Annotated in this window: 14 protein-coding genes and 1 tRNA gene; 7 read left to right on the top strand and 8 right to left on the bottom strand. The window is 36.9% G+C overall.

Annotation, left to right across the window (positions count from 1 at the left end; all coding sequences use genetic code 11):
• Positions 1-356 precede the first annotated feature (356 nt).
• Together EZ449_RS09080 and EZ449_RS09075 are read right to left on the bottom strand one after the other, a co-directional pair.
• Complete coding sequence (locus tag EZ449_RS09080; protein ID WP_205942973.1) at positions 357-845, bottom strand: transposase; 489 nt, start codon at positions 843-845, stop codon at positions 357-359.
• A gap of 426 nt (positions 846-1,271) precedes the next feature.
• Positions 1,272-6,872, bottom strand: a complete 5,601-nt coding sequence (locus EZ449_RS09075; protein WP_131557892.1) for an alpha-2-macroglobulin family protein — start codon at positions 6,870-6,872, stop codon at positions 1,272-1,274.
• 341 nt (positions 6,873-7,213) lie between these two features.
• Between EZ449_RS09075 and EZ449_RS09070 the strand changes: the two genes are divergently transcribed.
• A complete protein-coding gene (locus EZ449_RS09070) occupies positions 7,214-7,600 on the top strand; it encodes a nuclear transport factor 2 family protein (protein WP_225872274.1) in 387 nt (128 codons plus the stop codon).
• 85 nt (positions 7,601-7,685) lie between these two features.
• Here the strand turns inward: EZ449_RS09070 and EZ449_RS09065 are convergent, their stop codons facing one another.
• Both EZ449_RS09065 and topA read right to left on the bottom strand, forming a co-directional pair.
• A complete protein-coding gene (locus EZ449_RS09065; RefSeq protein ID WP_131557888.1) occupies positions 7,686-8,090 on the bottom strand; it encodes a hypothetical protein in 405 nt (134 codons plus the stop codon).
• 142 nt (positions 8,091-8,232) lie between these two features.
• A complete protein-coding gene (gene topA / locus EZ449_RS09060; RefSeq protein WP_131557886.1) occupies positions 8,233-10,809 on the bottom strand; it encodes a type I DNA topoisomerase in 2,577 nt (858 codons plus the stop codon).
• A gap of 479 nt (positions 10,810-11,288) precedes the next feature.
• Between topA and EZ449_RS09055 the strand changes: the two genes are divergently transcribed.
• Positions 11,289-11,804, top strand: a complete 516-nt coding sequence (locus EZ449_RS09055) for a glutathione peroxidase (RefSeq protein ID WP_131557884.1) — start codon at positions 11,289-11,291, stop codon at positions 11,802-11,804.
• A gap of 167 nt (positions 11,805-11,971) precedes the next feature.
• Here EZ449_RS09055 and aqpZ read toward each other — a convergent pair whose 3' ends face one another.
• From aqpZ to EZ449_RS09040, 3 genes are all read right to left on the bottom strand, one after another.
• Positions 11,972-12,679, bottom strand: coding sequence for an aquaporin Z (gene aqpZ / locus EZ449_RS09050; RefSeq protein ID WP_131557882.1), 708 nt, complete (start codon positions 12,677-12,679; stop codon positions 11,972-11,974).
• A 367-nt stretch (positions 12,680-13,046) separates the two neighbouring features.
• Entirely contained in the window at positions 13,047-13,883 is an 837-nt protein-coding gene (locus EZ449_RS09045; RefSeq protein ID WP_131557880.1) for an MBL fold metallo-hydrolase, read from the bottom strand.
• A gap of 46 nt (positions 13,884-13,929) precedes the next feature.
• The gene (locus tag EZ449_RS09040; protein WP_131557878.1) at positions 13,930-14,373 is read right to left on the bottom strand and encodes a MarR family winged helix-turn-helix transcriptional regulator; all 444 of its coding nucleotides are present in this window, start codon (positions 14,371-14,373) and stop codon (positions 13,930-13,932) included.
• A gap of 376 nt (positions 14,374-14,749) precedes the next feature.
• Here EZ449_RS09040 and EZ449_RS09035 point away from each other — a divergent pair, with 376 nt between their 5' ends.
• The 5 genes from EZ449_RS09035 (at position 14,750) to EZ449_RS09015 (ending at position 20,725) form a co-directional block, all read left to right on the top strand.
• Positions 14,750-16,579, top strand: a complete 1,830-nt coding sequence (locus tag EZ449_RS09035; RefSeq protein ID WP_131557876.1) for a glycoside hydrolase family 2 protein — start codon at positions 14,750-14,752, stop codon at positions 16,577-16,579.
• A gap of 387 nt (positions 16,580-16,966) precedes the next feature.
• On the top strand, positions 16,967-18,445 hold the full coding sequence (locus EZ449_RS09030; RefSeq protein WP_131557874.1) for a glycoside hydrolase family 30 protein: 1,479 nt from the start codon (positions 16,967-16,969) through the stop codon (positions 18,443-18,445).
• Between the two features lie 20 nt (positions 18,446-18,465).
• Positions 18,466-19,290, top strand: a complete 825-nt coding sequence (locus tag EZ449_RS09025; protein ID WP_131557872.1) for an SDR family oxidoreductase — start codon at positions 18,466-18,468, stop codon at positions 19,288-19,290.
• Positions 19,291-19,293: 3 nt separating this feature from the next.
• Positions 19,294-20,469, top strand: coding sequence for a mannonate dehydratase (gene uxuA, locus EZ449_RS09020; protein WP_131557870.1), 1,176 nt, complete (start codon positions 19,294-19,296; stop codon positions 20,467-20,469).
• Positions 20,470-20,651: 182 nt separating this feature from the next.
• A tRNA-Arg gene (locus EZ449_RS09015) sits at positions 20,652-20,725 on the top strand.
• Between the two features lie 431 nt (positions 20,726-21,156).
• On the opposite strand, the gene EZ449_RS09010 is transcribed toward EZ449_RS09015, so the two are convergent.
• On the bottom strand, positions 21,157-21,390 hold the full coding sequence (locus EZ449_RS09010) for a hypothetical protein (RefSeq protein WP_131557868.1): 234 nt from the start codon (positions 21,388-21,390) through the stop codon (positions 21,157-21,159).
• Positions 21,391-21,500: the final 110 nt, after the last annotated feature.

Here is a 21,500-nt window from a genome sequence, read left to right as displayed (position 1 = left end):
TTACTTTAAGTTCTTAACCTCTCGACTAAAATTAACCTGCCATGGTTCATGTCCCCACGAAACATTTTAAGCCATGGTTCGTGTCCCCACGAAATATTTTAAAAAACTAAAACTCTAATCTCAAGTCTTTCAAAAATTTAAATCTCGTTTCGTTATTCTCATAAAAACTTGCGGATGAATACAAATAATTAGATGGCTCTTATGCCATGATTCGTGTCCTCACGAACCATTATATTTTATAAATTTCGTTTCGTGAGGATACGAACCGAGGCGATGATATTTTTACTTTAAGTTCTTAACCTCTCGACTAAAATTAACCTGCCATGGTTCGTGTCTCCACGAAACATTTTAAAAAACTAAAATTCCAACCTCAAGTCTTTCAAAAATTTAAATCTCGTTTCATTATTCTCATAAAAACTTGCGGATGAATACAAATAATTAGACGGCTCATCAGCCAGTTGCCAACGCTCTGTTGTTGGATTGTTGTGTAAATAATCTAACTTTTGATATGCTACATCAGGAGAATATAAATGTGTAGCTAAAGAATCTCTTTGCCAAAATTCATAATTCTTGTTAGCTAGATTTACCCGATAACTTATTAATTCTTCATCATTTAATAACTTTTTAAATTCATGAGCTGTATATTTTAAGAACGAGCCTTGAGCTGTTTCTTTTCCATTTAATTCATTTACTTTCCAAATTAAATGTATGTGGTTTGGCATAATAACAAATGCATATATATCAATTTTTTTAAGCTTACTTAAATGTTCAAAAGAACTAATTATTATGTCTTTAAATTTGTTTTTGAACAAAAGAATTTGCCATTTGTAATCGTTGCCATCCAAAAATATATTTGACCTAATTCAATATAACTTTTTCTCTGATGCTCAAATAATTTATCCATTTAAAATAATTTTAAGAAACCATAAATTTCGGCTCGTGGGAACACGAAGCAAGGCGATAGATATGTAAGTTCGCTTTAAGATTTCTTCGTTCCTCGCAATGACGACTATGCCATGGTTCGTGTCCTCACGAACAATGGAGCTAATTATAAATTTCGGATCGTGGGGACACGAACCGAGGCGATAGAATTGTAAGTAATAAAGGAAAATTTTTGCATTTATTATTGGCTTGGGTGTTAAACTTACTAACTTAAAAATTACCATAAAAACTTTCAACCAGCGGTGTCCAATTCCCCTCCTTACTTCCAAGGAGGGGTTAGGGGGTGGTTTATGATAGGCATTATGGCGTGAATTTTCTAAAAGAAACCACTACTTAACCACCTGAACCCACTTACCAGCTTGGGTTGCAGAAATATCATTGTTGTACATCGCCTCGCATTGAACCGCAGATAAATAATATTTCCCTAGATAAGAGGCATTTAGCAATACTTTATAAACCAAACTTTCATTCTCTCTGATATTGAAATAAGTGAAAACCCTGTCATCTCGTATATCCTGATAAGTAAATGGCGATGAGGCCAAAATGCTTTGGTTATCATTAACACGGGTATTAATAATTTCCCAACCCGACGGAAAGATTTGCGTTAATGCCAATTGTTCATAATAACCCATTCTGCCTGGGTTTTTAACCGTTACTTCAGCATAAAAATCTGTTCCCTGTTTTAAGGTTGTTGGGTCCAAAGGTGTTCCGTTTAAACGTTTGTAAGCCACATTCATGTCTAAAACATCTGGTCGGTTTGGTAAGAAATTATTCTGACCTGCAACAGGTTGTCCCTCCAAAACCAAACGAACAAACAATACATTATTACCATTATTGGTAATAGAGGCAGTGCCACCTTTAAAACTGACTGGAGTGCTATTCAAATATTGGTTTGAATTTACTGGAGCTGATTTTCCATCTAAAATATATTGATATTGCAGTTTATTCGATGACTGATTAGAACCGCAGAATTTAGCAATCGCCAATAAACTGTAAGCCGTTGTTTGGGTACTGTACCAAGTGTTTTCACCTAATTTAGCTGCCAAAGGTTGCAATAAACTAGCTGCCTTTGCTTTTTGTCCAAGTAAAGTAAGTGTTTCCAAAATCATTGCCCCATCACGAACATCAGAGCCATAAGTGCCGCCCAACTGTTTGTAAGGTTGGATAGAGGTATCCAGTCCGCTAATCATGTTTTGTGCAACATTGTTTTGTCCGGCTAGTCTATAAGCTGCGGCCAGACGCCATTTAGCTGCAACGGAAAGATATTCGAAAGCTTTTAAACGATTCATAGCTGCCATTTCAGGTTTCTTAGCCAAGGCCAACATGTATAAGCGGTAAGCTTGCGATAAATCTCCTCCGTAGAAATTATTGCTGTTTGGCGCCCAGTTTGCTGCTTTCGTTTTTTGATAACGCAATAACTCATCCAGCAAACCAACAGGTAAAGTGTAACCAGCATTCTGGGCTTCAACCAAGAAATGCCCGGCATAATTACTCCCCCATTCATCAGAATTTCCCTCGCCCGGCCAGTAAGATAATCCTCCGTCAGTGGTTTGGAAACCTTTCAATCTATTTATTCCCGCTTTAATGTTTGCCTCCGTTTTAGCTTTTTGCTGTTCATTCAGCTGACTTAATCTATCCAAATACAATTGAGGGAAAATACCCGATGTGGTTTGCTCGACACATCCGTGAGGATATTGAATCAGGTAGCCCAATCGTTTACCCAAATTAATTGCAGGAATTGAAGAAACTTCTAATGAACCCGAATTTGTTCCCGCCATCCCGATAGGTAAGTAATTTACAGCCCATTTGGTGTGGGGTTGAACTGTAGCCGAAACCACATTGGTTACATAAGGATTCGGATTTCTGATGTCCATTTCTACATCGTAAACCGTTTTTTCAGCACCGCTTTGTGCAATCACTTTTACTTTGGCAATGCCAACTTTATCCGGTGCTTTTACTTCAAAGTAGGCCATTTGCTCACCTGTTTTTTGGTAGTAAAGCTGCTGTTTATTTGTTCCTTGAACGATTAAATTACTCGCTTGCAGCTGAACTGAAATATTTTTTAAATTATTTTCCGTTGCAAAAACGGTAACCGGTAAAGTAAAACTTTCGCCCGGACCGATAACCCTTGGAAGCGTAGCAAGCACCATTAAAGGTTTTTTAACCTGAACGGATTTTTCTGCGAAACCATAAGCGGCATCCTGTCCGGCAACAACCATCGCTCGAACGGCTCCAATGTATTGCGGCAGTTTGAATTTATGGGTTTTGGTTTCGCCTTTGCCAATGCTAAACGGCCCCATAAATTTAACTACAGCTTGAAAACGATTGGCCTTTGCAGGATTTAAATTTTTATTGATACTTCCATCACCACCGATGCTTAGGATGCGTTCTAAATTGCCACCCCATGCACCTAAAACGTAATCGAATAAATCCCAGGTTTTAACGCCTAATCCCTCGCGGGCGTAAAATGCGCTATGTGGGTCAGGTGTTTTGAAACGGGTTAAATCCAATAATCCCTCATCAACCAAAGCGATAGTATAAGTCATAGCTTTGCCGTGTTGCTCACCAACGGTGATGGTGTTTTCAGTCTCAGGTTTGATTTTATCCAACATTTTAATCGTTGGTTTCAAAATGGTTTGTGGGTCTTCAACCGAAATCGGAATAGCACCATACATCCTGATTGGTAAATCGTTAACGGTTTGTGCATGAGGCTGCAACAGCGTAATGTTTGCGAAAACATTCGGCGCCATTTCTTTCTCAGCCTTGAATTTATATTGTGTTTGTCCGGCTTTGGTATCAATCCAGAAAGTTTTTAAAACACGACTTCCATTTTCGATTGATATTAAAGCTCTTCCATCTTTACCTGTCGGGATGGTTAGCGTAATATCTTCACCAACGGTAAATTTGTCTTTGTTCGCCGTAAAAGATAACATTGATGCCTCCGTAGGGTTTTCACCTTGCTCACGCTGCGCCCATCCCGGCCAATCTACATAAACGGATTTTCCCGTTACATGGCCACCATTTTCATCGCGAACGAGAATTAAATAACGGCCCCATTCAGGCTCATCTATGCGTAAATTCCAACTTCCCTTACCATTTGTTAAATTAACACTATGTGTTTCAACCAATTTATTATACTGGTTTTGCGTGAAGTTTGCATAAGTGTTCTGGTTATCCTGTTCCCACCACCAACGCCATTGCGTTTTGTACAATTCTACCTGAACGGTTTTACTTCCACCAAGTAGTTTTCCATCCGTATTCACATTTACAATCTCAATTTTATGGTCTTTTCCTGTTAGCAACATGCCGCTAAGTTTATCACCTTTTTCAGGTCGGATACCCAAATAGCTTTTATATACATGGTAAGGAATGCTAAAATTATCAATGCTGAAATTACCTCCCGGTTCGAAAACCTTTGTGGTAAAGTTGGCACGTAAAACACCGGGAGCAGTATTGTTTTCATTTAAATTGGTATTGATTTGTGCCGTTCCCGCTGCATTTAAAGTGCCCTCAAAAATAGTTTTTACCTGCGATTGGAAGTTAACGGTCGGATTATCAAAACTAAATCCCTCAAAACCTTTAAACTTGGTTTCCGTCGTATTTAGATTTACATCAACCTTGGCTTTCAAGTTTTGTGCAACCGCTCCAAAAAGCCATTTGGCCGATAGGGTAGCGGCTGAAGTTCCCGAGCTTAAATAGGTTCTGTTGCCCACATTGAAATCAATTTTCAATCGGTTAGGCATTACCGTTTCAATCTTTAAAGTTTTTGTAAATGTTGCACCACCGGCCTTTACTTTGGCCATCCAGTTTCCGGTTGGAGCGGTGCTTTCTGTAGCCGTCTTAAAGCTGTAAAATCCATTTAAAGGTTTGCCGTTAATCAATCGTTTATACAATTGACCTTTTGGGTTGTAAAACTCCATTGTTACCGGATAATTTGCCGGAAGTTTTTTTAGTTTATCCTCCAAAACAAATGACACGAATAGACTATCGCCTGGACGCCAAACGCCGCGTTCACCATAAATAAATCCTTTCAAACCACTTTGAACTACATCTCCGCCAACATCGAAACGACTTAAGGGCAGTGAGCTTCCATCATCTAATTTCAAATAACCACGTTCAGAACCGTTTTTGGCAATCAACAAAAACGGCTGACGTTTTAAATCAAATCTGGCAAAACCATCGCCATCTGTTTTGGTGGTAAAGATGATTTGCTTTTGATAATCCATCAATTCTAAATTCACTCCGCTCAAAGGTTTTGCGGTTAATAAATCCGTAGCCACAATAAGCATACTGTTGTCGTTTCCACGTTTGGCAACCAAACCGATATTTGAAGCGATTAAGTTTCTGCTGGCCCAACGCTGGTTGGTGTAAAAAGATGGCGTACACGGGTTATCTTTATCATCCCAACGATAGTTTGCAGGATAATAGTTGTTATAACGTTGCCAGAATTCATCATCTTCATCAATTTTTTCGCCATAACTGTCGTCACCTCCGTAATACTCTTCTTCATTATCTCCATTCCCGTCGGACGCTTTTTCTACGCCTGCTTTACAATTGAAAGCATTATATTCTTGCCTGAAAGCGATGGTTACGCGATACATTGCACCAGGTTCGGTGCGAATCATTTTATCTAAATCTAAAGTGAAACGATTTTTCTTATGGAGATTTAAGGCCTTATCTTCATCCAAACGAACTGTTTTTTGAAGTATTGGTTTGGCAACTCTACGTAATTCATTGCCATCTTTATAGCTATTAGTTTGGAAAAATTGAGGAATATTATTCTCGTAAATCTTAATTACCGTAACATCAACAGCTTTTAAGTTGATGGCCTCGAAAGGCAATACTAGCTTGCCTGAATTCGGTAAAATGGTTCCGCTACCTGCAATCGTTACCGATGGAAGCTTATCTTCGAAAACCAAATTGGCTGTTTTTCCACCCGTTAAAGTTTTGCCGTTAATGTTTTCTACACCGTTGTTCACGCTTAATGTGTAATCACCTTTCAATTCTGCTGCCGCATAAACCTTAACCTGACTGGCATCTATGGTATATCGTAAATCACTTAAGTTACCAAGCGAGATCATTCCCGTTAAATCCTGACCAACACCAATTGGTTCCGAAAACTGTACCAAAGCATAATCTTCTTCGCCTTGAATGGCTTTCATATCCAAAATCTCAAACTTATTCAAAGCCGGAATCCTGATTTCTTCTTTGCCTTTCTGGTCGGCATCAATGGCATCGCCATCCCAATCAATCTTCAAAGTTTGGTCTTCGCCTTTCTTTTTAATGCTATCGATAGTGAATTTTGAAATATTTTTAGCGGGGTCGTGCTGCCATTTAATTTTCAGTTTTTGGTCGAAATCAAGTTCGATAATCTTTTCGATTTTTGAGGTTTCTTCGGCATCGGCTGTGGCCACTTCGCCGGTTAACTTCATGTAATCTAATGAAGTATTGTTTTGTGAAACCAAACCGTTTTGCGAAAGTACCACGCCCGGCGTAATCACTTTAAACTCGAAATCGAAATCTTCAAGACCTTTTTCCGTTGCCGAAACTTCAGAAAGTTTGAACGTTGCTTCGTATTCTTTACCAGGTTTCAGATTTTCATCAGGACGGAATTCTACGGTTTGCGGGTCAATCCAATAGGTTTTTCCTGAAATAGATGGGGAGAAATCGAATAAATCACGAGAATCGGCCTTTCCCAAGTCTTGCATTCCGGTAGCGGCATTTGCTAAGTGAACGCGGATAAAGCTCTTTTTTGAGATGGTTCCCGAAGTGTAAGCTTCGATATATTTTGCATAAGCTTGGTTTTCTTCATTCGTTTTTTTCTTTCGATTGAAGTAAATAAAAACTAATGCAGCTATTGAAACTGCAATCAAGCCGATAAAAATAAATTTCTTTTTGGAGGATGATTTGTAGGTAGATGGTTGTTCCATTTTATGAAATTCTGATTAGATGTGATTGAAAATTAACTAAAATTTCAGTTAAAATAAATTATGTTGAAAAGTAAGGTACTGTGAGGATTTTCTAGTCATAGCTTTTAAAAGTATTTCTTTTATTTCATGTATTGGTAAGTAATATGTATCCGTAGGATATTTGTTGTTTTTTGTTGGTTTTTAATTATTATTTGTTTCCTATAGTCTAGTGGTTTGACCTCTAAAACTAATTTTAAATAAATTCTGCTTGTTCCTTTACATTGATTTAGATAAGTTTACAACATCAACCCAAATATCGACTACATATGATTAAGAAATTATTAATTTTTTCGAGCCTTATAATGTTTACGAACTTTTCATTTGCCCAAAACACTGAAGTAGAAGATGCGGTGACAAAATTGGCAACCTTAATGGTTGCGCCCGATAGTGTGGCCTTAGATAAAATGATTTTAAGCAATTTGAGCTATGGTCATTCTAGCGGAAAGATTCAAACCAAGCAAGAATTTATGCATTCATTATTATCCGGAGAATCAGATTTTGTTGATATAAATTTAACCAACCAAACTGTAATTGTTCAGAATAAAACAGCTCTGGTTCGCCATACTTTAAACGCGAAAACCAACGATAAAAATGTTCCGGGAAGTGTGAAATTGTATATTTTGCTGATTTGGAGTAAGGAAAGAACAGGGTGGAAACTACTTGGAAGACAGGCGGTTAAGGTGCCTTAGTTCTTTGCTTCCGTTATGCTTAATTTATTTCAGCATCTTAATAAAACAGAGCCTGCAATAAGTTCCAGGTAACGAATCTCAAGTCTTATTTTATCATTACCCCAGGTCTATTTACCAAAGGAATTTTAATCAGGTTAGAATCGACAATACTTTCCGGTAAAAAGATAAATTTTTTATCGTAAATGGTTTTGCCGATGTAGTAGCTTAACCAATACTCATTTGTTAAACCAAAAACTTCCGGGTCGATGGCCTCAACGCCTTTAAAATCATTAGCCTCCATGTCGCCAAGGAAATGTCTTAAAACCGATGTTTTTACTTGCTTACCATCTTTTTCACCATAACCTTTAGAGCTGATTAAAACATTCGTTATTGGCTCATTTTTTAAGTTGACCAGGTAAACCGTCCAGTTTTTTACTTCCGGAGTTTCACTCATCAGCACAACTGCCATTGCGATATCTTCAACTGTGTTTTCTGGTAAATCGGTCTTCAACGTAATGTGTTTAACTGTTTAAACTGAATAAATCGGTTAATTGTTTTTCAAAACAACTAACCGATTTACGTCCTTATTATTTATAATATTTAAATTTTGAGTTACTTTCTATTTTGGTAATCCTAAAATCCTTTTATACTGGTTATTTTTTCTTTGCCACCGCTTTCTTTGCCACTGCTTTCTTTGCAGGCGCTTTCTTCTTTGCAGGTGCCTTTTTCTTTACTTCAAAAGCTTTCGGAACCTGTTCAATAATCATCTTTTTAATCACTTCCAAATCAACATCGACCAATTCTTCAGGCGTGTATTTTTGCTTGGTTGCAGCATTGTATCTCAATTTAAGCATCAGTTTACCGAAACGTATGAACGGTCCCCAACGGCCATTTTCAATGGAAATTTTTTCCTCATCCCATACTTTAATAAAGCGATTGGCTTCCTTTTCTACTTTCTTGCCAATTAAGGTATCAATATCTTCCTGAGATAAATTATCAAAATCATAACCTTTGGCAGGAATATTTATAAACAAATCGTTCCATTTAATAAACGGACCGAAGCGACCTTTTCCTTTGGTAACCCCCAAGCCCTCATAATGCGCAATCGGAGCATCATCATCCATTTTCTGTTTGATAATTTCCACAGCTCTATCATAAGTAACCGCCAACGGTTCTTCATTTTTAGGCAACGAAATAAAAGCTTCGCCCCATTTTACATAAGGACCAAAACGACCAACGCCAATCATGACCTCTTTACCTTCAAAATCAGGTAACGAGAATGGAAGTTTGAATAATTCCAAGGCATCTTCCAGAGTTATTGTTGCTACCGATTGATTACGCATCAAACTGGCATAACGTGGTTTTTCTTCTTCATCCAATTCGCCGATTTGTACCAATGGACCAAATTTACCAACCTTGGTGTAAACATTTTTACCACTTGCAGGGTCTAAACCAAGCAAACGTTCGCCTGTAGCACGTTCAGCAGTTTCTAAAGTGGTTTCAACCTCAGCATGGAAAGGATTATAAAATGAGTGCAGCATTTTAGTCCACTCTTGCAAACCTTGTGCTATCTCATCAAATTCCTTTTCCACTTTTGCGGTAAAGTTGAAATCTACAATACCTTTAAAATGTTCAACCAGGAAATCATTTACTACCTCACCAATATCGGTAGGGAAGAGTTTCTGTTTTTCAGCGCCTGTAATTTCAGTTTTTATATCCTTTTTTACTTTTCCATTAGCTAAAACAATGGCTGTAAACTTACGTTGTTTACCATCTCTATCTTCTTTAACCACATAACCACGGTTTTGAACCGTAGAAATTGTTGGTGCATAAGTAGACGGACGTCCGATGCCCAATTCTTCTAATTTCTTAACTAAACTGGCTTCTGTATATCTTGCTGGCGGACGAGAATAACGCTCTGTTGCCTGCATTTCATTTAAAAATAATTCTTGTCCCTTTGCTAAAGGAGGTAAAATAGACCCGCCTTCTTTTTCTTCGCTTTCTTCATCATCCGTAGATTCTAAATAAACCTTTAAGAAGCCATCGAACTTTAGAACTTCACCTTCTGCAACCAACTGTTCCTTTCTGGTTGATGCCGTAATTTGCGCAGTTGTTTTTTCGAACAAGGCCTCACTCATTTGCGATGCAATGGAACGTTTCCAGATTAAATCGTACAAACGTTTTTCTGAAATGTCGCCGTCAACGGTATGTCTGTCAAAATAGGTAGGGCGAATGGCCTCGTGAGCTTCCTGTGCACCTGCAGATTTTGTTCTGTAAACTCTTTGTTGGTGGTATTTATCGCCATATGCAGATTTAATTTCAGCAGCAGCGGCATTTAAAGCAGTTTCCGATAAGTTTACCGAATCCGTTCTCATGTAGGTAATCTTTCCAGCCTCGTACAATCGCTGTGCAACCTGCATCGTTCTCGCCACAGGGAAGCCTAATTTGCGAGATGCTTCTTGTTGCAAGGTTGAAGTGGTAAATGGCGCAGCCGGATTACGTTTTGCTGGTTTTGTTTCTAAACTGGTAATGTCAAATTTAGCCGTAGCACAGTCTTGCAAATATTTTTCAGCATCAGCCTCGCTCTCGAAACGCTGTGGCAATTCTGCCTTAACAATCTCTTTTCCTTTTCCTGTAGAAAATTGCGCCGTTATTTTATATGCAGCAGCTGCGTTAAAGTTTTGAACTTCTCTTTCTCTATCAACAATTAAACGTACCGCAACAGATTGTACTCGACCAGCAGAAAGTGATGGTTTAACTTTCTTCCACAAAACGGGCGAAAGTTCGAAACCTACCAATCTATCTAAAACACGGCGAGCCTGTTGTGCATTAACCAAATTATAATCAATAGTTCGCGGACTCTCGATGGCTTTTAAAATAGCAGGTTTAGTGATTTCATGAAAAACGATTCGTTTGGTTTTCTCTGCTTTTAGGCCTAAAGTTTCGAATAAATGCCAGGAAATTGCTTCCCCCTCACGGTCCTCATCGGATGCTAACCATACCATTTCGGCTTCTTTAGCAAGTTTTTTGAGTTCGGCCACCATACTTTTCTTATCGGCGGGCACCTCGTAGGTTTGGGCAAAATCGTTTTTAATATCAATCGCCATATCGCCCTTTACTAAATCCCGAATGTGGCCATAGCTCGATTTCACAAGGAAATCTTTGCCTAAATAGCCTTCTATAGTTTTAGCTTTTGCAGGGGACTCGACGATTAATAAGTTCTTGGCCATGAAATACGTTTTTGTGCAAATAAAGCTATAATTAAAGTATAAATCCAAACCCGACCGATATTTAATACAAATTTTTTATTAAATTTTTGTAAAATATGTTCATTTACAGGCTAATTTTTAATTGAATTTTAAGCTTTTATTGATTTTTTTGGAAAGCAATTCCTGTGGTTTTAGGTTGGTTTCAGTCCTGCTTTTCGTTCCAACAAAAGCAGAAAGAGCTTTTGGTTTTCACTTCAATCAGGTTTAGGTGACGCAGTTAGCATCACTATTTAGGGTTGCAACTTGCTTGGACAGGCTGTGTCACATAACATTTGTTTAAAAAAGATTGAAGTCCCCAACAATGTTTGGGAGCGAGACTGTAGTAGCCGAAAAAGTGCTTGCTTTCATTTCCAAATCCTTTTATGAAATGTATTATTTACATCATCATTACTGATCTGAAAACTATTTGTACTTATATTCGTATATAAAAGAAAACAACAATGATAAACACTATCCTCATCCTATTAAACTTTTTGGTACCTAATCCACCAAAAAACGTTTACGACTTCAGCTTTAAAACAATCGATGGCAAAGAAGTTAAGCTATCGAAATTTAAAGGCAAAAAAATTCTGATTGTTAACACAGCTTCGAAATGCGGTTTCACTCCGCAATACGAAGATTTGGAAAAACTTCAAAAACAATATGGTAAAAAAGTAGTACTAATTGGTTTTCCGGCAGGTAATTTCGGCGGACAAGAGTTTTCTACCAACGCAGAAATCAAAGAATTTTGTACCGGAAAATACAACGTTTCTTTTATGCTTGCTGAGAAAAGCAGTGTAAAAGGTGAAGATATTAGTCCGTTATTTAAATACCTTACAACTCAAACCAATACAGAGGAACAAGGCGATATTAAATGGAATTTCGAGAAATTCTTGATTAACGAAAAAGGAGAGTTGGTTCACCGTTTCCGTTCGAAGACAAAACCTACAGACGAGGCGATTGTAAAAAACCTATAATAATGTGAGATGTGAGCTATAAAATGGAATGACTTTCTCTCAACTAAAATAAAATTGAAAGGGTAAAATGGAATTCATTTTACCCTTTTTTTGTTAGTGTATCAACGCTTGAAGATTTTTCTTAAAACCTATCATCCATTTTACACCTCACATTTTCCATCTCTAAACTAGTTTTTTTCTAAAACAGTTCTCCAAACCACAGCGCTTAAAATTGCACCAACCACAGGAGCTGCAATAAACATCCAAACTTGTTTTAAAGCTTCGCCGCCTGCTATTACTGCGGGGCCAATGCTGCGAGCAGGATTTACAGAAACGCCCGTAATTTTAATCCCTACGATATGGATCAAAACCAATGAAAGTCCGATGGCTAAACCCGCAAAACCTCCGTTAATGTTTTTGGTAGAGGTAGCTCCGAAAATTACCAATAAAAAAATAAAAGTGAATACAGCTTCTGCTATAAATGCAGCGGTAGAATTATATTCCGCTAAATAACCTTTCCCCCAGCCGTTCGATCCTAAAGCCCATTTTTTCATTTCGAAATTTGCCTGGTTGCTAACGATTAAATAAAGTAAGCCGGCACCCGCAATGGCACCCAAAATCTGCGCAACAATATAATATGCTGCTTCGCCAGCTTTCATACGACCCGCCACTACCATACCAATTGAAATTGCTGGATTAATGTGGCAACCAGAAATGTGCCCAATGGCGTACGCCATTGCAACAACCGATAGGCCAAATGCAAATGAAATACCCAACAAGCCTACACCTGTTGTGCCATCTGCACCGGCGATTACGGCACTACCGCAACCCATTAAAACTAATACTAAAGTGCCCAGAAATTCGGCACTGAATTTTGAGAATTTACTCGTCTCCATGTTATTTTTTGTTAAAGATTAAAAAAAACAATAGGGGGAGATTTGAATCAAAAGTATATGAAAAATTAGAATATTAAAATTATGAGGTGATTATTGTTGTTTTCTACCGACTAAAGTATAAGTTTTGGGCAAGATAAAGGGGCTTAAATCCTTAAGCCCCTATAAACCAAACAAACTATTTATGAAGTATGTAGATAACCAATAGGTGAAAAAAATGTTTTAAAAAAAGAGAGATTAATAAAATTAATCCCTCTTTTGAATGTTAATCTAAATCGTTCCCGTTGATTCGGCACTAACATCTCAAATCTGATTAAATCAAATCTCGATATCAATACCTATTAATGGGTATTTTTTATATTTAATGTGTTTAGAAAAGATTAAGTTGCTCTGGTTGGTGTAGACTTGGGTCAAAACTGTATGCATGTGTGCTAGTTTGATCCTGGCTAACATAGTAAACCTCTGATTCACCATATCTGGAGGCTACTTTTACAATTGTATTGCCTGCAACGTTTTTAAAAAGACTTTCTACTAATATTGGATCATTATTATCTTTTGATAAATGGCTTAGGAGTAAATGAGTCATGTACTCTGGCTTATGGCTTTGAAATAATGCCAATGCTTGTGTGTTACTTAAATGTCCGTATCCACTTGTAATTCTTCGTTTTAGGAAATATGGATAACTTCCATTGGCCAGCATATCTGCACAATAATTTGCCTCCAAAAAAGCGGCGTGGCAATTTTTAAAATGGCTAATTAAACGATCGCACACTGAACCAATGTCGGTAAATACACCAACTCGAACATCATTGCATTCTACGGTAAAGCTGTAAGGATCTGCCGCATCATGAAATTTAGAGAAAGCTGAAATGTTTAAGTTGCCAATTTTGATCTTTTGCGAATGGGTTAACGAAAATGTATTTTGCTCATCAAGCAATAATTTGCTACTCTTTAAGGTAAGTGAACTAATATAAACCGGAAGTTTATGCTTTTTTGCAAAAACAGATAAGCCTTTAATGTGATCGCTATGTTCGTGCGAAATGAAAATGGCTTTAATCTTTTTAACCGATAAACCAAGCCTTAACATTCTGTTTTCAACCTCTTTACACGTCAAACCTACATCAACAAGTATTGCCTCATTCTCGTTGCCCACATAGTAACAGTTGCCGTTACTTCCCGAATTTATTGATGTAAAATATAATCCCATTTTGCAGTTGCAAGGTAAAGCTTATTTGCCGAATGAAAAAAGGAAATTACAACCTACTTCCATTGTATTCCACTAAGCGAGAAAGGAGTGGGAGGAAAGCACGGATTAAGTTTATTTCTTCAGAAGAAAAGATTTTTTCCATCGTTTGTACAAGCCATTCTTCTTTTATTTTTCTGCTGGCAATAATGTGCTTTTCTCCCAATTTGCTCAATCCTATGTAAATCTTTCGCTTATCTTCCTCACTCTGAAATCTTTCTACACACTTCGCTTCGTATAAGCGATTAATAATCTGCGATACAGCTTGTTTGGAAACCTTTTCTAATTCTGCCAATTCAGTTGATAGCATCTTGCCGTGTTGCTCTAACAAGGACATGGTCAGTAATTCTGCATTGCTAAACTCCGAACTGACATTCTGCTTGCGCAATTGTCTTGTTAATCGGGTAACAGTACTTCTCAGTTTAGCAGCAATTTCTTGTGTTTGGGTGGGCATAATTATAGTAAATGAGCTTTACAAAGATAAGTTTATTTTTTGTCTAAAATATTTACTCAAGATTAGGTAGGGCTTTGTTTATTTGTTTTAAGAAGATAAGAATGTCTATTATGAGTTTTTTGTAGCCAAATAAAAAATTACACTTTTGTTAAGTTACTTTACTACTTCAAACGTGGTTATTTTTTATATTAAAAAGTATAAGAAATTTTTATGAAACACTTTTTGAATGTGTATAAAAATAAAGGTCTATTTAGCTACCAAGGGCTTATATAAATCATAAAAATGAATTTTCACAAATTTTAGCAAAAGTTGGAAATGCTATCCATTAATTAATTGTTAGTTTTGAATCGCTAATTATTGAAATCAAAATTAAGTTATGTTAAAATCAACCTATAGAATACTTTTAATTTGCTTTACAATATTACCAACCGTTAGTTATGCACAGGTTACTGCTATACAAAACATTCAGGGTAGAAAAATTCAGAGCTTAAATGGAAAGTGGAATTATATTATCGATCCCTACGAAAATGGTTATTACGATTACAGGCATGATCCATTCGATAAATCAAAAACAGGAACAGGAGGCTATTTCGATGATAAACAACCTAAAGATAAAACCGAATTAATTGAATACGATTTTGATCATTCTCCATTAATGAATGTTCCTGGAGATTGGAATTCTCAGGAAGAGCGGTTATCGCTTTACGAAGGTAATATTTGGTTACGCAGAAAGTTCGATGCTAAGCCAGAAAAAGGCAAAAGATACTTCGTTTACTTTGCAGCCGTAAATTATGAAGCTCACGTTTACCTTAATGGAAAAAAATTGGGCGTTCACAAAGGAGGTTTTACACCCTTTCAGTTCGATGTAACAGGAAATTTAAAAATCGGAGAAAACTCAATCGTGCTTAAAGTGGATAATATCCGCAAGCAAGATGAAATCCCTACAGTAAATACCGATTGGTGGAATTATGGAGGCATAACTCGAGATGTTTTCTTAGCCGAGTTTCCTGATCATTTTATAAGTGATTATAAATTGCAATTGGTTAAAGGAAATAATAACCTAATAAATTTTTCTATGAAGCTTGCTGATGCAGCTTCTAATCAGGAAATTACTTTATCAATCCCTGAATTAAAATTAGAAAAGAAGTATAAAACTGATGCCGAAGGTAAAATATCTGATGAGTTTACTTGGAACAACTTAAACCTTTGGTCGCCAGAAAACCCTAAGCTTTATGCGGTAAACATTAAAACTGATAAAGAAAATATTGATGATAAAGTTGGTTTCAGAACCATTCAAGTTGATGGCGACAGCATTCTATTAAATGGAAAGTCAATTTTCTTAAGAGGGATTTCCTTACATGATGAAAATCCACTTTTGGCTGGAAGATTACGTTCCGAAGGCGATATGCGAATGATGTTACAGTGGGCTAAGGATTTAAACTGTAATTATGTTCGTTTAGCGCACTATCCTCATAACGAAGAAATGATTCGTTTGGCCGATGAAATGGGCTTACTGGTTTGGGCAGAGGTGCCTGTTTATTGGACCATCAGTTGGTCTAATCCTGCAACTTATGCCAATGCAAAACAACAACTTACCGATTTAATTCAACGCGATAAGAACCGGGCAAGTGTGATCGTTTGGTCTATAGGAAACGAAACTCCGTTAAGTGATGCCCGGTTAAGCTTCATGAGCAATTTAGCAGAAACGGCTCGAAGCTTGGATGATACCCGCCTGGTTGCTGCAGCTTTAGAAGTGCATCGTGAAGGAAACAACATTATTTTAAATGATCCATTGGGCGAAAAAATTGATTTGGTAAGCTTTAACGAATATGCAGGTTGGTATTGGGGTGGTTTACCATCAGAAATTACCAAATACAATTTCGACATTAAATATAAAAAACCGGTAGTAATTACAGAATTTGGTGGAGATGCTTTAGGGGGTTTCCATGGTGATGAAAATACCCGTTGGAGCGAAGAATACCAAGAAGCGCTTTATAAAAACCAGATTATCTTATTGAGTAAAATTGGTACCTTACGTGGTATGACGCCTTGGATCTTAACGGATTTCAGATCAGCAAGAAGACAACATCCTATTTATCAGAATTTCTGGAACCGAAAAGGTTTGATCAGTGAAACTGGTAAAAAGAAAAAAGCGTTTTTTGTACTCAAGGATTATTACGCAGAAATGCAGGCAAAATACAAATAATAAAGTTCATAGGGATTTGATTGAATAACCGCTATTTTTTATAGGTTTCTATCACCATTCTTTCCACCAAAGAACTGATAAAGAATGTGTTTTCGTTTATTTTAGTGCACAATATCTGTTGCATTCCAAATAATCCTGAAATAGATGGGCAACTAGTAATACAAATTGTAAATATCTACAAACTTTGTAAAAAATATAAGCATTAAAATTTTTCTTATCTCCCTAGTGACTAAATTATTAGGGTCAATATTTTTAGCAATAATATAAAAGATACGTAACAATGATACATTTTATGAAGTTAATGAATGATTTATTCGGAAATTCGAACTGTAAAAAATGAATTGATTTGCCATTGTGGTGGCAATTAAACGTAAATAAATAATGATAATGAAACAAAATCTGAGCATTCTATTGGTTTTGGCAACAGCATTTACTGCAGCTGCACAAAACAAAAGAGCTGTTAAAACAGTTGCTAAAACTGCCCAAAATTATACAGTTGGCAGCAAAAAAGTAACGGTTTACACCACAGCAGAAAAATCTGATTATCGCTTAAGTAAGACTGAAACCTTAAGTTTCGTTGAGAATAAACAACCATTTGAAACAGAGCCCTGTATTTTTGTAGATCCAACTGTTAAATACCAAACATTGGTTGGTATTGGCGGTGCTTTAACTGATGCCTCAGCAGAAACTTTTGATAAGCTTTCGAAGAAAAATCAACAAGAATTATTAACTGCTTACTACAGTAAAGATAAGGGAATTGGCTACACCTTGGCCCGTACCAACATTGCCAGCTGCGATTTCTCTAGCGGAAGTTATACTTATGTTCAAGATAATGATAAGGATTTAAAAACCTTTAGTGTTGCACACGATGAGCAGTTTAAAATCCCGTTAATTAAGCAGGCAACCGCTGCAGCTGGTGGTAAGCTTTCGCTTTATGTTAGTCCTTGGTCGCCACCAGCTTGGATGAAAGATAATAACAGCCTTATCGGTGGTGGACATTTATTGCCTGCATATCGCCAAAGCTGGGCAAATCACTACGTGAAATTCATTAAAACCTACGAGGCAATGGGTATCCCAATTTGGGGCTTATCGGTTCAAAATGAGCCAATGGCTAAGCAAATATGGGAATCTTGCGTATATACAGCCGAGGAGGAACGTGATTTTATCAAGAATTTCTTAGGTCCAACCTTACAAAAATCAGGTTTAGCATCTAAAAAATTAATTGCCTGGGATCATAACCGCGATCAAATCTTCCAAAGAGCTAGCACCATTTTAAATGATAAGGATGCTGCAAAATATGTTTGGGGAATCGGTTTTCACTGGTACGAAACCTGGACAGGAAGTGGAATGCAGTTTGGAAATGTTAAACAAACGCATGAAGCTTATCCAGATAAAGCTTTGATTTTTACTGAGGGTTGTAAGGAAAAGTATGACGTAAAAAAGTTGGACGATTGGACTCTGGGCGAACGTTATGGTTACTCAATGATCAACGATTTTAATGCTGGAACTGCTGCTTGGACAGACTGGAATATCCTTTTAGATGAAAAAGGTGGGCCAAACCATGTTGGTAATTTCTGTTTTGCCCCAGTGCATGCCGATACCAAAAATGATAAATTGATTTACACCAATGCCTATTATTACATGGGCCATTTCTCAAAATTCATCCGTCCAGGTGCTAAGAGAATTGGTTCTGCATCGAGCCGAGATCTACTTCAAACCACCGCTTTCTTAAATGCCGATGGTAAGCTTGTCGTGGTGGTCATGAATCAATCAGACGAAAAATTAAAATACAGTTTATGGATTAAAGGTGAGGCTGCAACTACAACGAGCTTGCCACATTCCATAGCCACCTTAGTGGTGGAATAACCAAATAAAAATCTAAACAAATGACAAAAGAAGTCGAAAGCCTATTTTCATTAAAAAACAAAGTCGTTGTTGTTACAGGCGCAACAGGTGTTTTGGGAGAGGCTTTTATCAATGGATTGTGCGCTGCAGAAGCAACAATCGTAGTTATCGGTAGAAACGAAGATGTTGCTAAGCAAAGAGTAGCAGATGTTATAAATGCCGGTGGCAAAGCCATCTATATTATCGCTGATGTATTAAACGAACAGAATTTAATCGATGCAAATGCCAAAATCATTGCAGAATTTGGCCGGATAGATTCCTTAGTGAATGCCGCTGGAGGTAATGTAGCAGAAGCGGTTATTCAACCACGGAGCGATATTTTTGATCTTAATGTTTCTGCCTTAAAACAGGCTTTCGACTTAAATTTGTTTGGAACAATTATGCCAACCCAAATCTTTGGTAAGGAAATTGCCAAAAACGGAGGGAGCATCGTGAATATTTCATCCGTATCGGCAACACAGGCGCTTACCCGCGTATTGGGTTACTCGCTCGCAAAAGCATCAGTAGAAAGTTACACAAAATGGATGGCTGTTGAATTGGCCAATCGTTATCAAGATAAAATCAGGATGAATGCCATTGTGCCCGGTTTTTTCATTACCAATCAAAATAGAGCTTTGTTAACAAATGAAGATGGTTCCTTGACAGCAAGAGGAGAAGCGATCATTAACAAGACGCCATTTAAGCGTTTTGGAGCACCAGAAGAATTAATTGGTGCCTTGGTTTATCTATTAAGTGATGCCTCGAAGTTTGTAAACGGCGAAAATATTAAGGTTGATGGTGGATTTTGTGCTTACTCTGGAGTGTAATTTATGAAAACGAAATATAAAAAATTAGAGCAAACTTGGCGTTGGTATGGTCCGAATGATCCGGTTAGTTTACAAGATGTAAAACAAGCTGGAGCAACTGGAATTGTGACCGCCTTGCATCATATTGCCCATGGAGAAATTTGGCCCTTGGCCGATATCCAAGAAAGAAAAGCTATTATTGAGTCAGCAGGACTAACTTGGTCTGTTGTAGAAAGTGTTCCCGTACATGAGGCTATTAAAACTAGACGGGAAGATGTTGATCAATATATTGAAAACTACAAAGCATCTTTGCGCAATTTGGCGCAATGCGGAATTAAGATTGTGTGCTACAACTTTATGCCTGTTCTAGATTGGACACGTACACAGCTGGATCTCGAAATGACAGATGGTTCTAAGGCACTGTATTTCAATTGGATAGATCTGGCGATGTTCGATTTATACATACTTAAGAGGGAAAATGCCGAAGCTGATTACAGTCAATCGATCTTGCAGAGGGCAAAAGATAAATTCTCAACCCTAAATGAGCTTCAGCTTATTGATTTAAGAATTAACGTTTTAATGGGCATTCCAAATGAGAAAGAAATCGAACTGGAAACCTTAAGGGCAAGTATTAATGAATATAAGCAAATTGGTACGGAAAGATTAAGGGAAAATCTAAAGTATTTCCTTTCCTCGATAGCTGATGTTTGTACAGAAGAGGGAATAAAAATGACCATTCATCCTGATGATCCTCCATATCCGATTTTAGGTTTGCCACGTATCGCAAGTACATTGGAAGATTTTAAATATATCATTAAAGAAGTTAATCAAGCTTTCAACGGGGTATGCTTTTGCACAGGATCATTGGGTGCAGGAATGAAAAATGATGCATTGGAAATTTTTAATGTGGTAAAAGAGCGTGTTTATTTCGCCCATTTACGTAATGTTACCAAAGATGAAGATGGAAGTTTTTATGAAGCAGATCATTTGGGAGGTGATGTGGATATGTACGAAATTATGAAAGCTTTATCAGAGGAAAATGCCCTAAGAGATAAATCGATCCCTTTTCGTCCAGATCATGGTCACCAGATGCTAGATGACTTGGCAAAAGAAACTAATCCAGGATATTCGGCAATAGGCAGACTAAGGGGGTTGGCCGAACTAAGAGGCCTAGAGATTGGTGTTACAGGGAATTATTAGGGTATTTCTCGTAATTATCAGTCTTAATTATTAAATTATTAATTATTAAAACATCATTTAAGCTGTTAAAGTATTCGTTCTTAAATACTTATTCGAATGGTGAATTATCGCCATTAAATACTTTAAAATAAATTTTTGCTTATTGGATAGAACTTCTATATTTGCAGCTCATTAAAAAATGAGTCTCGGTAGCTCAGCTGGATAGAGCGTCGGTTTTCTAAACCGAGGGTCAGGGGTTCGAGTCCCTTCCGGGATACATTTAGCCGCCTTTAAGTTTTTCTTAAAGGCGGTTTTTTTATGAAGTTTTTGATCATTAAAACAAATAAAAATAATTTTGGTTTAATAGGCGTGGCCTTTAATAAATATTAGGCTCGCAATTAATTTTTTAAATCAATAAAAAAGTAAATTTAAAGGATAGGAGATCATGGTGATGATAGCGACATTTATTATAGGTTGCCTTTTGGGTTTTGTTGTTGGCAAAGTAAGGGCAGATTTTAAAAAAGTAGAAATACTGAATCAAGAAAAACTACATTAAGCTTTAATAAGCTCTAATTTCAATTTTTATTATTTTCCTAAATTCTCTTACATTGTTTGGTTGATTTACGCAACTTATCGTATTTAAATTATTAATGGAATGCTTATAGCATATCATTGTTACGGGCTTAAATAATATAAGCTATATTTTACTTAAGCATCTTCTCCATTCCAAACATCATCATCTGCATGCTTTATTTCATCATGACTGGATGATGAGCTTCTAAATTCTTCATGATGATAGTTTCTCTCTGGATTTTCTGGTAATGAATTTTCGTGGTCAGGAACAGCTTTCCTTAAATGTTCTGGCTTTTTAACCTCTGGCAAATCATCATGTACAACAGATGGCTTAAGGATTTTTTTTGTGGGATTATTGCTGCTTTCCATAATTTCGAAGGACTCAAATTTAAAGCCATAACAAAGGTGGGCTTTATAAATTGATTAGCAAAGGTTTATTTGTAATGAATTAATTCCAATAATTTTTTTTTAAAAGCTAA

The sequence above is a fragment of the Pedobacter frigidisoli genome (assembly GCF_004331675.1).
GTDB lineage: Bacteria > Bacteroidota > Bacteroidia > Sphingobacteriales > Sphingobacteriaceae > Pedobacter > Pedobacter frigidisoli.
This window is presented reverse-complemented; position numbering and strand designations above follow the sequence as displayed.

Coding starts and splice junctions, on each gene's coding strand:
- EZ449_RS09075 (WP_131557892.1), bottom strand. CDS start 6,872: ATGGAACAACCATCTACCTACAAATCATCCTCCAAAAAGAAATTTATT.
- EZ449_RS09070 (WP_225872274.1), top strand. CDS start 7,214: ATGTTTACGAACTTTTCATTTGCCCAAAACACTGAAGTAGAAGATGCG.
- topA (WP_131557886.1), bottom strand. CDS start 10,809: ATGGCCAAGAACTTATTAATCGTCGAGTCCCCTGCAAAAGCTAAAACT.
- EZ449_RS09055 (WP_131557884.1), top strand. CDS start 11,289: ATGATAAACACTATCCTCATCCTATTAAACTTTTTGGTACCTAATCCA.
- aqpZ (WP_131557882.1), bottom strand. CDS start 12,679: ATGGAGACGAGTAAATTCTCAAAATTCAGTGCCGAATTTCTGGGCACT.
- EZ449_RS09045 (WP_131557880.1), bottom strand. CDS start 13,883: ATGGGATTATATTTTACATCAATAAATTCGGGAAGTAACGGCAACTGT.
- EZ449_RS09040 (WP_131557878.1), bottom strand. CDS start 14,373: ATGCCCACCCAAACACAAGAAATTGCTGCTAAACTGAGAAGTACTGTT.
- EZ449_RS09035 (WP_131557876.1), top strand. CDS start 14,750: ATGTTAAAATCAACCTATAGAATACTTTTAATTTGCTTTACAATATTA.
- EZ449_RS09030 (WP_131557874.1), top strand. CDS start 16,967: ATGAAACAAAATCTGAGCATTCTATTGGTTTTGGCAACAGCATTTACT.
- EZ449_RS09025 (WP_131557872.1), top strand. CDS start 18,466: ATGACAAAAGAAGTCGAAAGCCTATTTTCATTAAAAAACAAAGTCGTT.
- uxuA (WP_131557870.1), top strand. CDS start 19,294: ATGAAAACGAAATATAAAAAATTAGAGCAAACTTGGCGTTGGTATGGT.
- EZ449_RS09010 (WP_131557868.1), bottom strand. CDS start 21,390: ATGGAAAGCAGCAATAATCCCACAAAAAAAATCCTTAAGCCATCTGTT.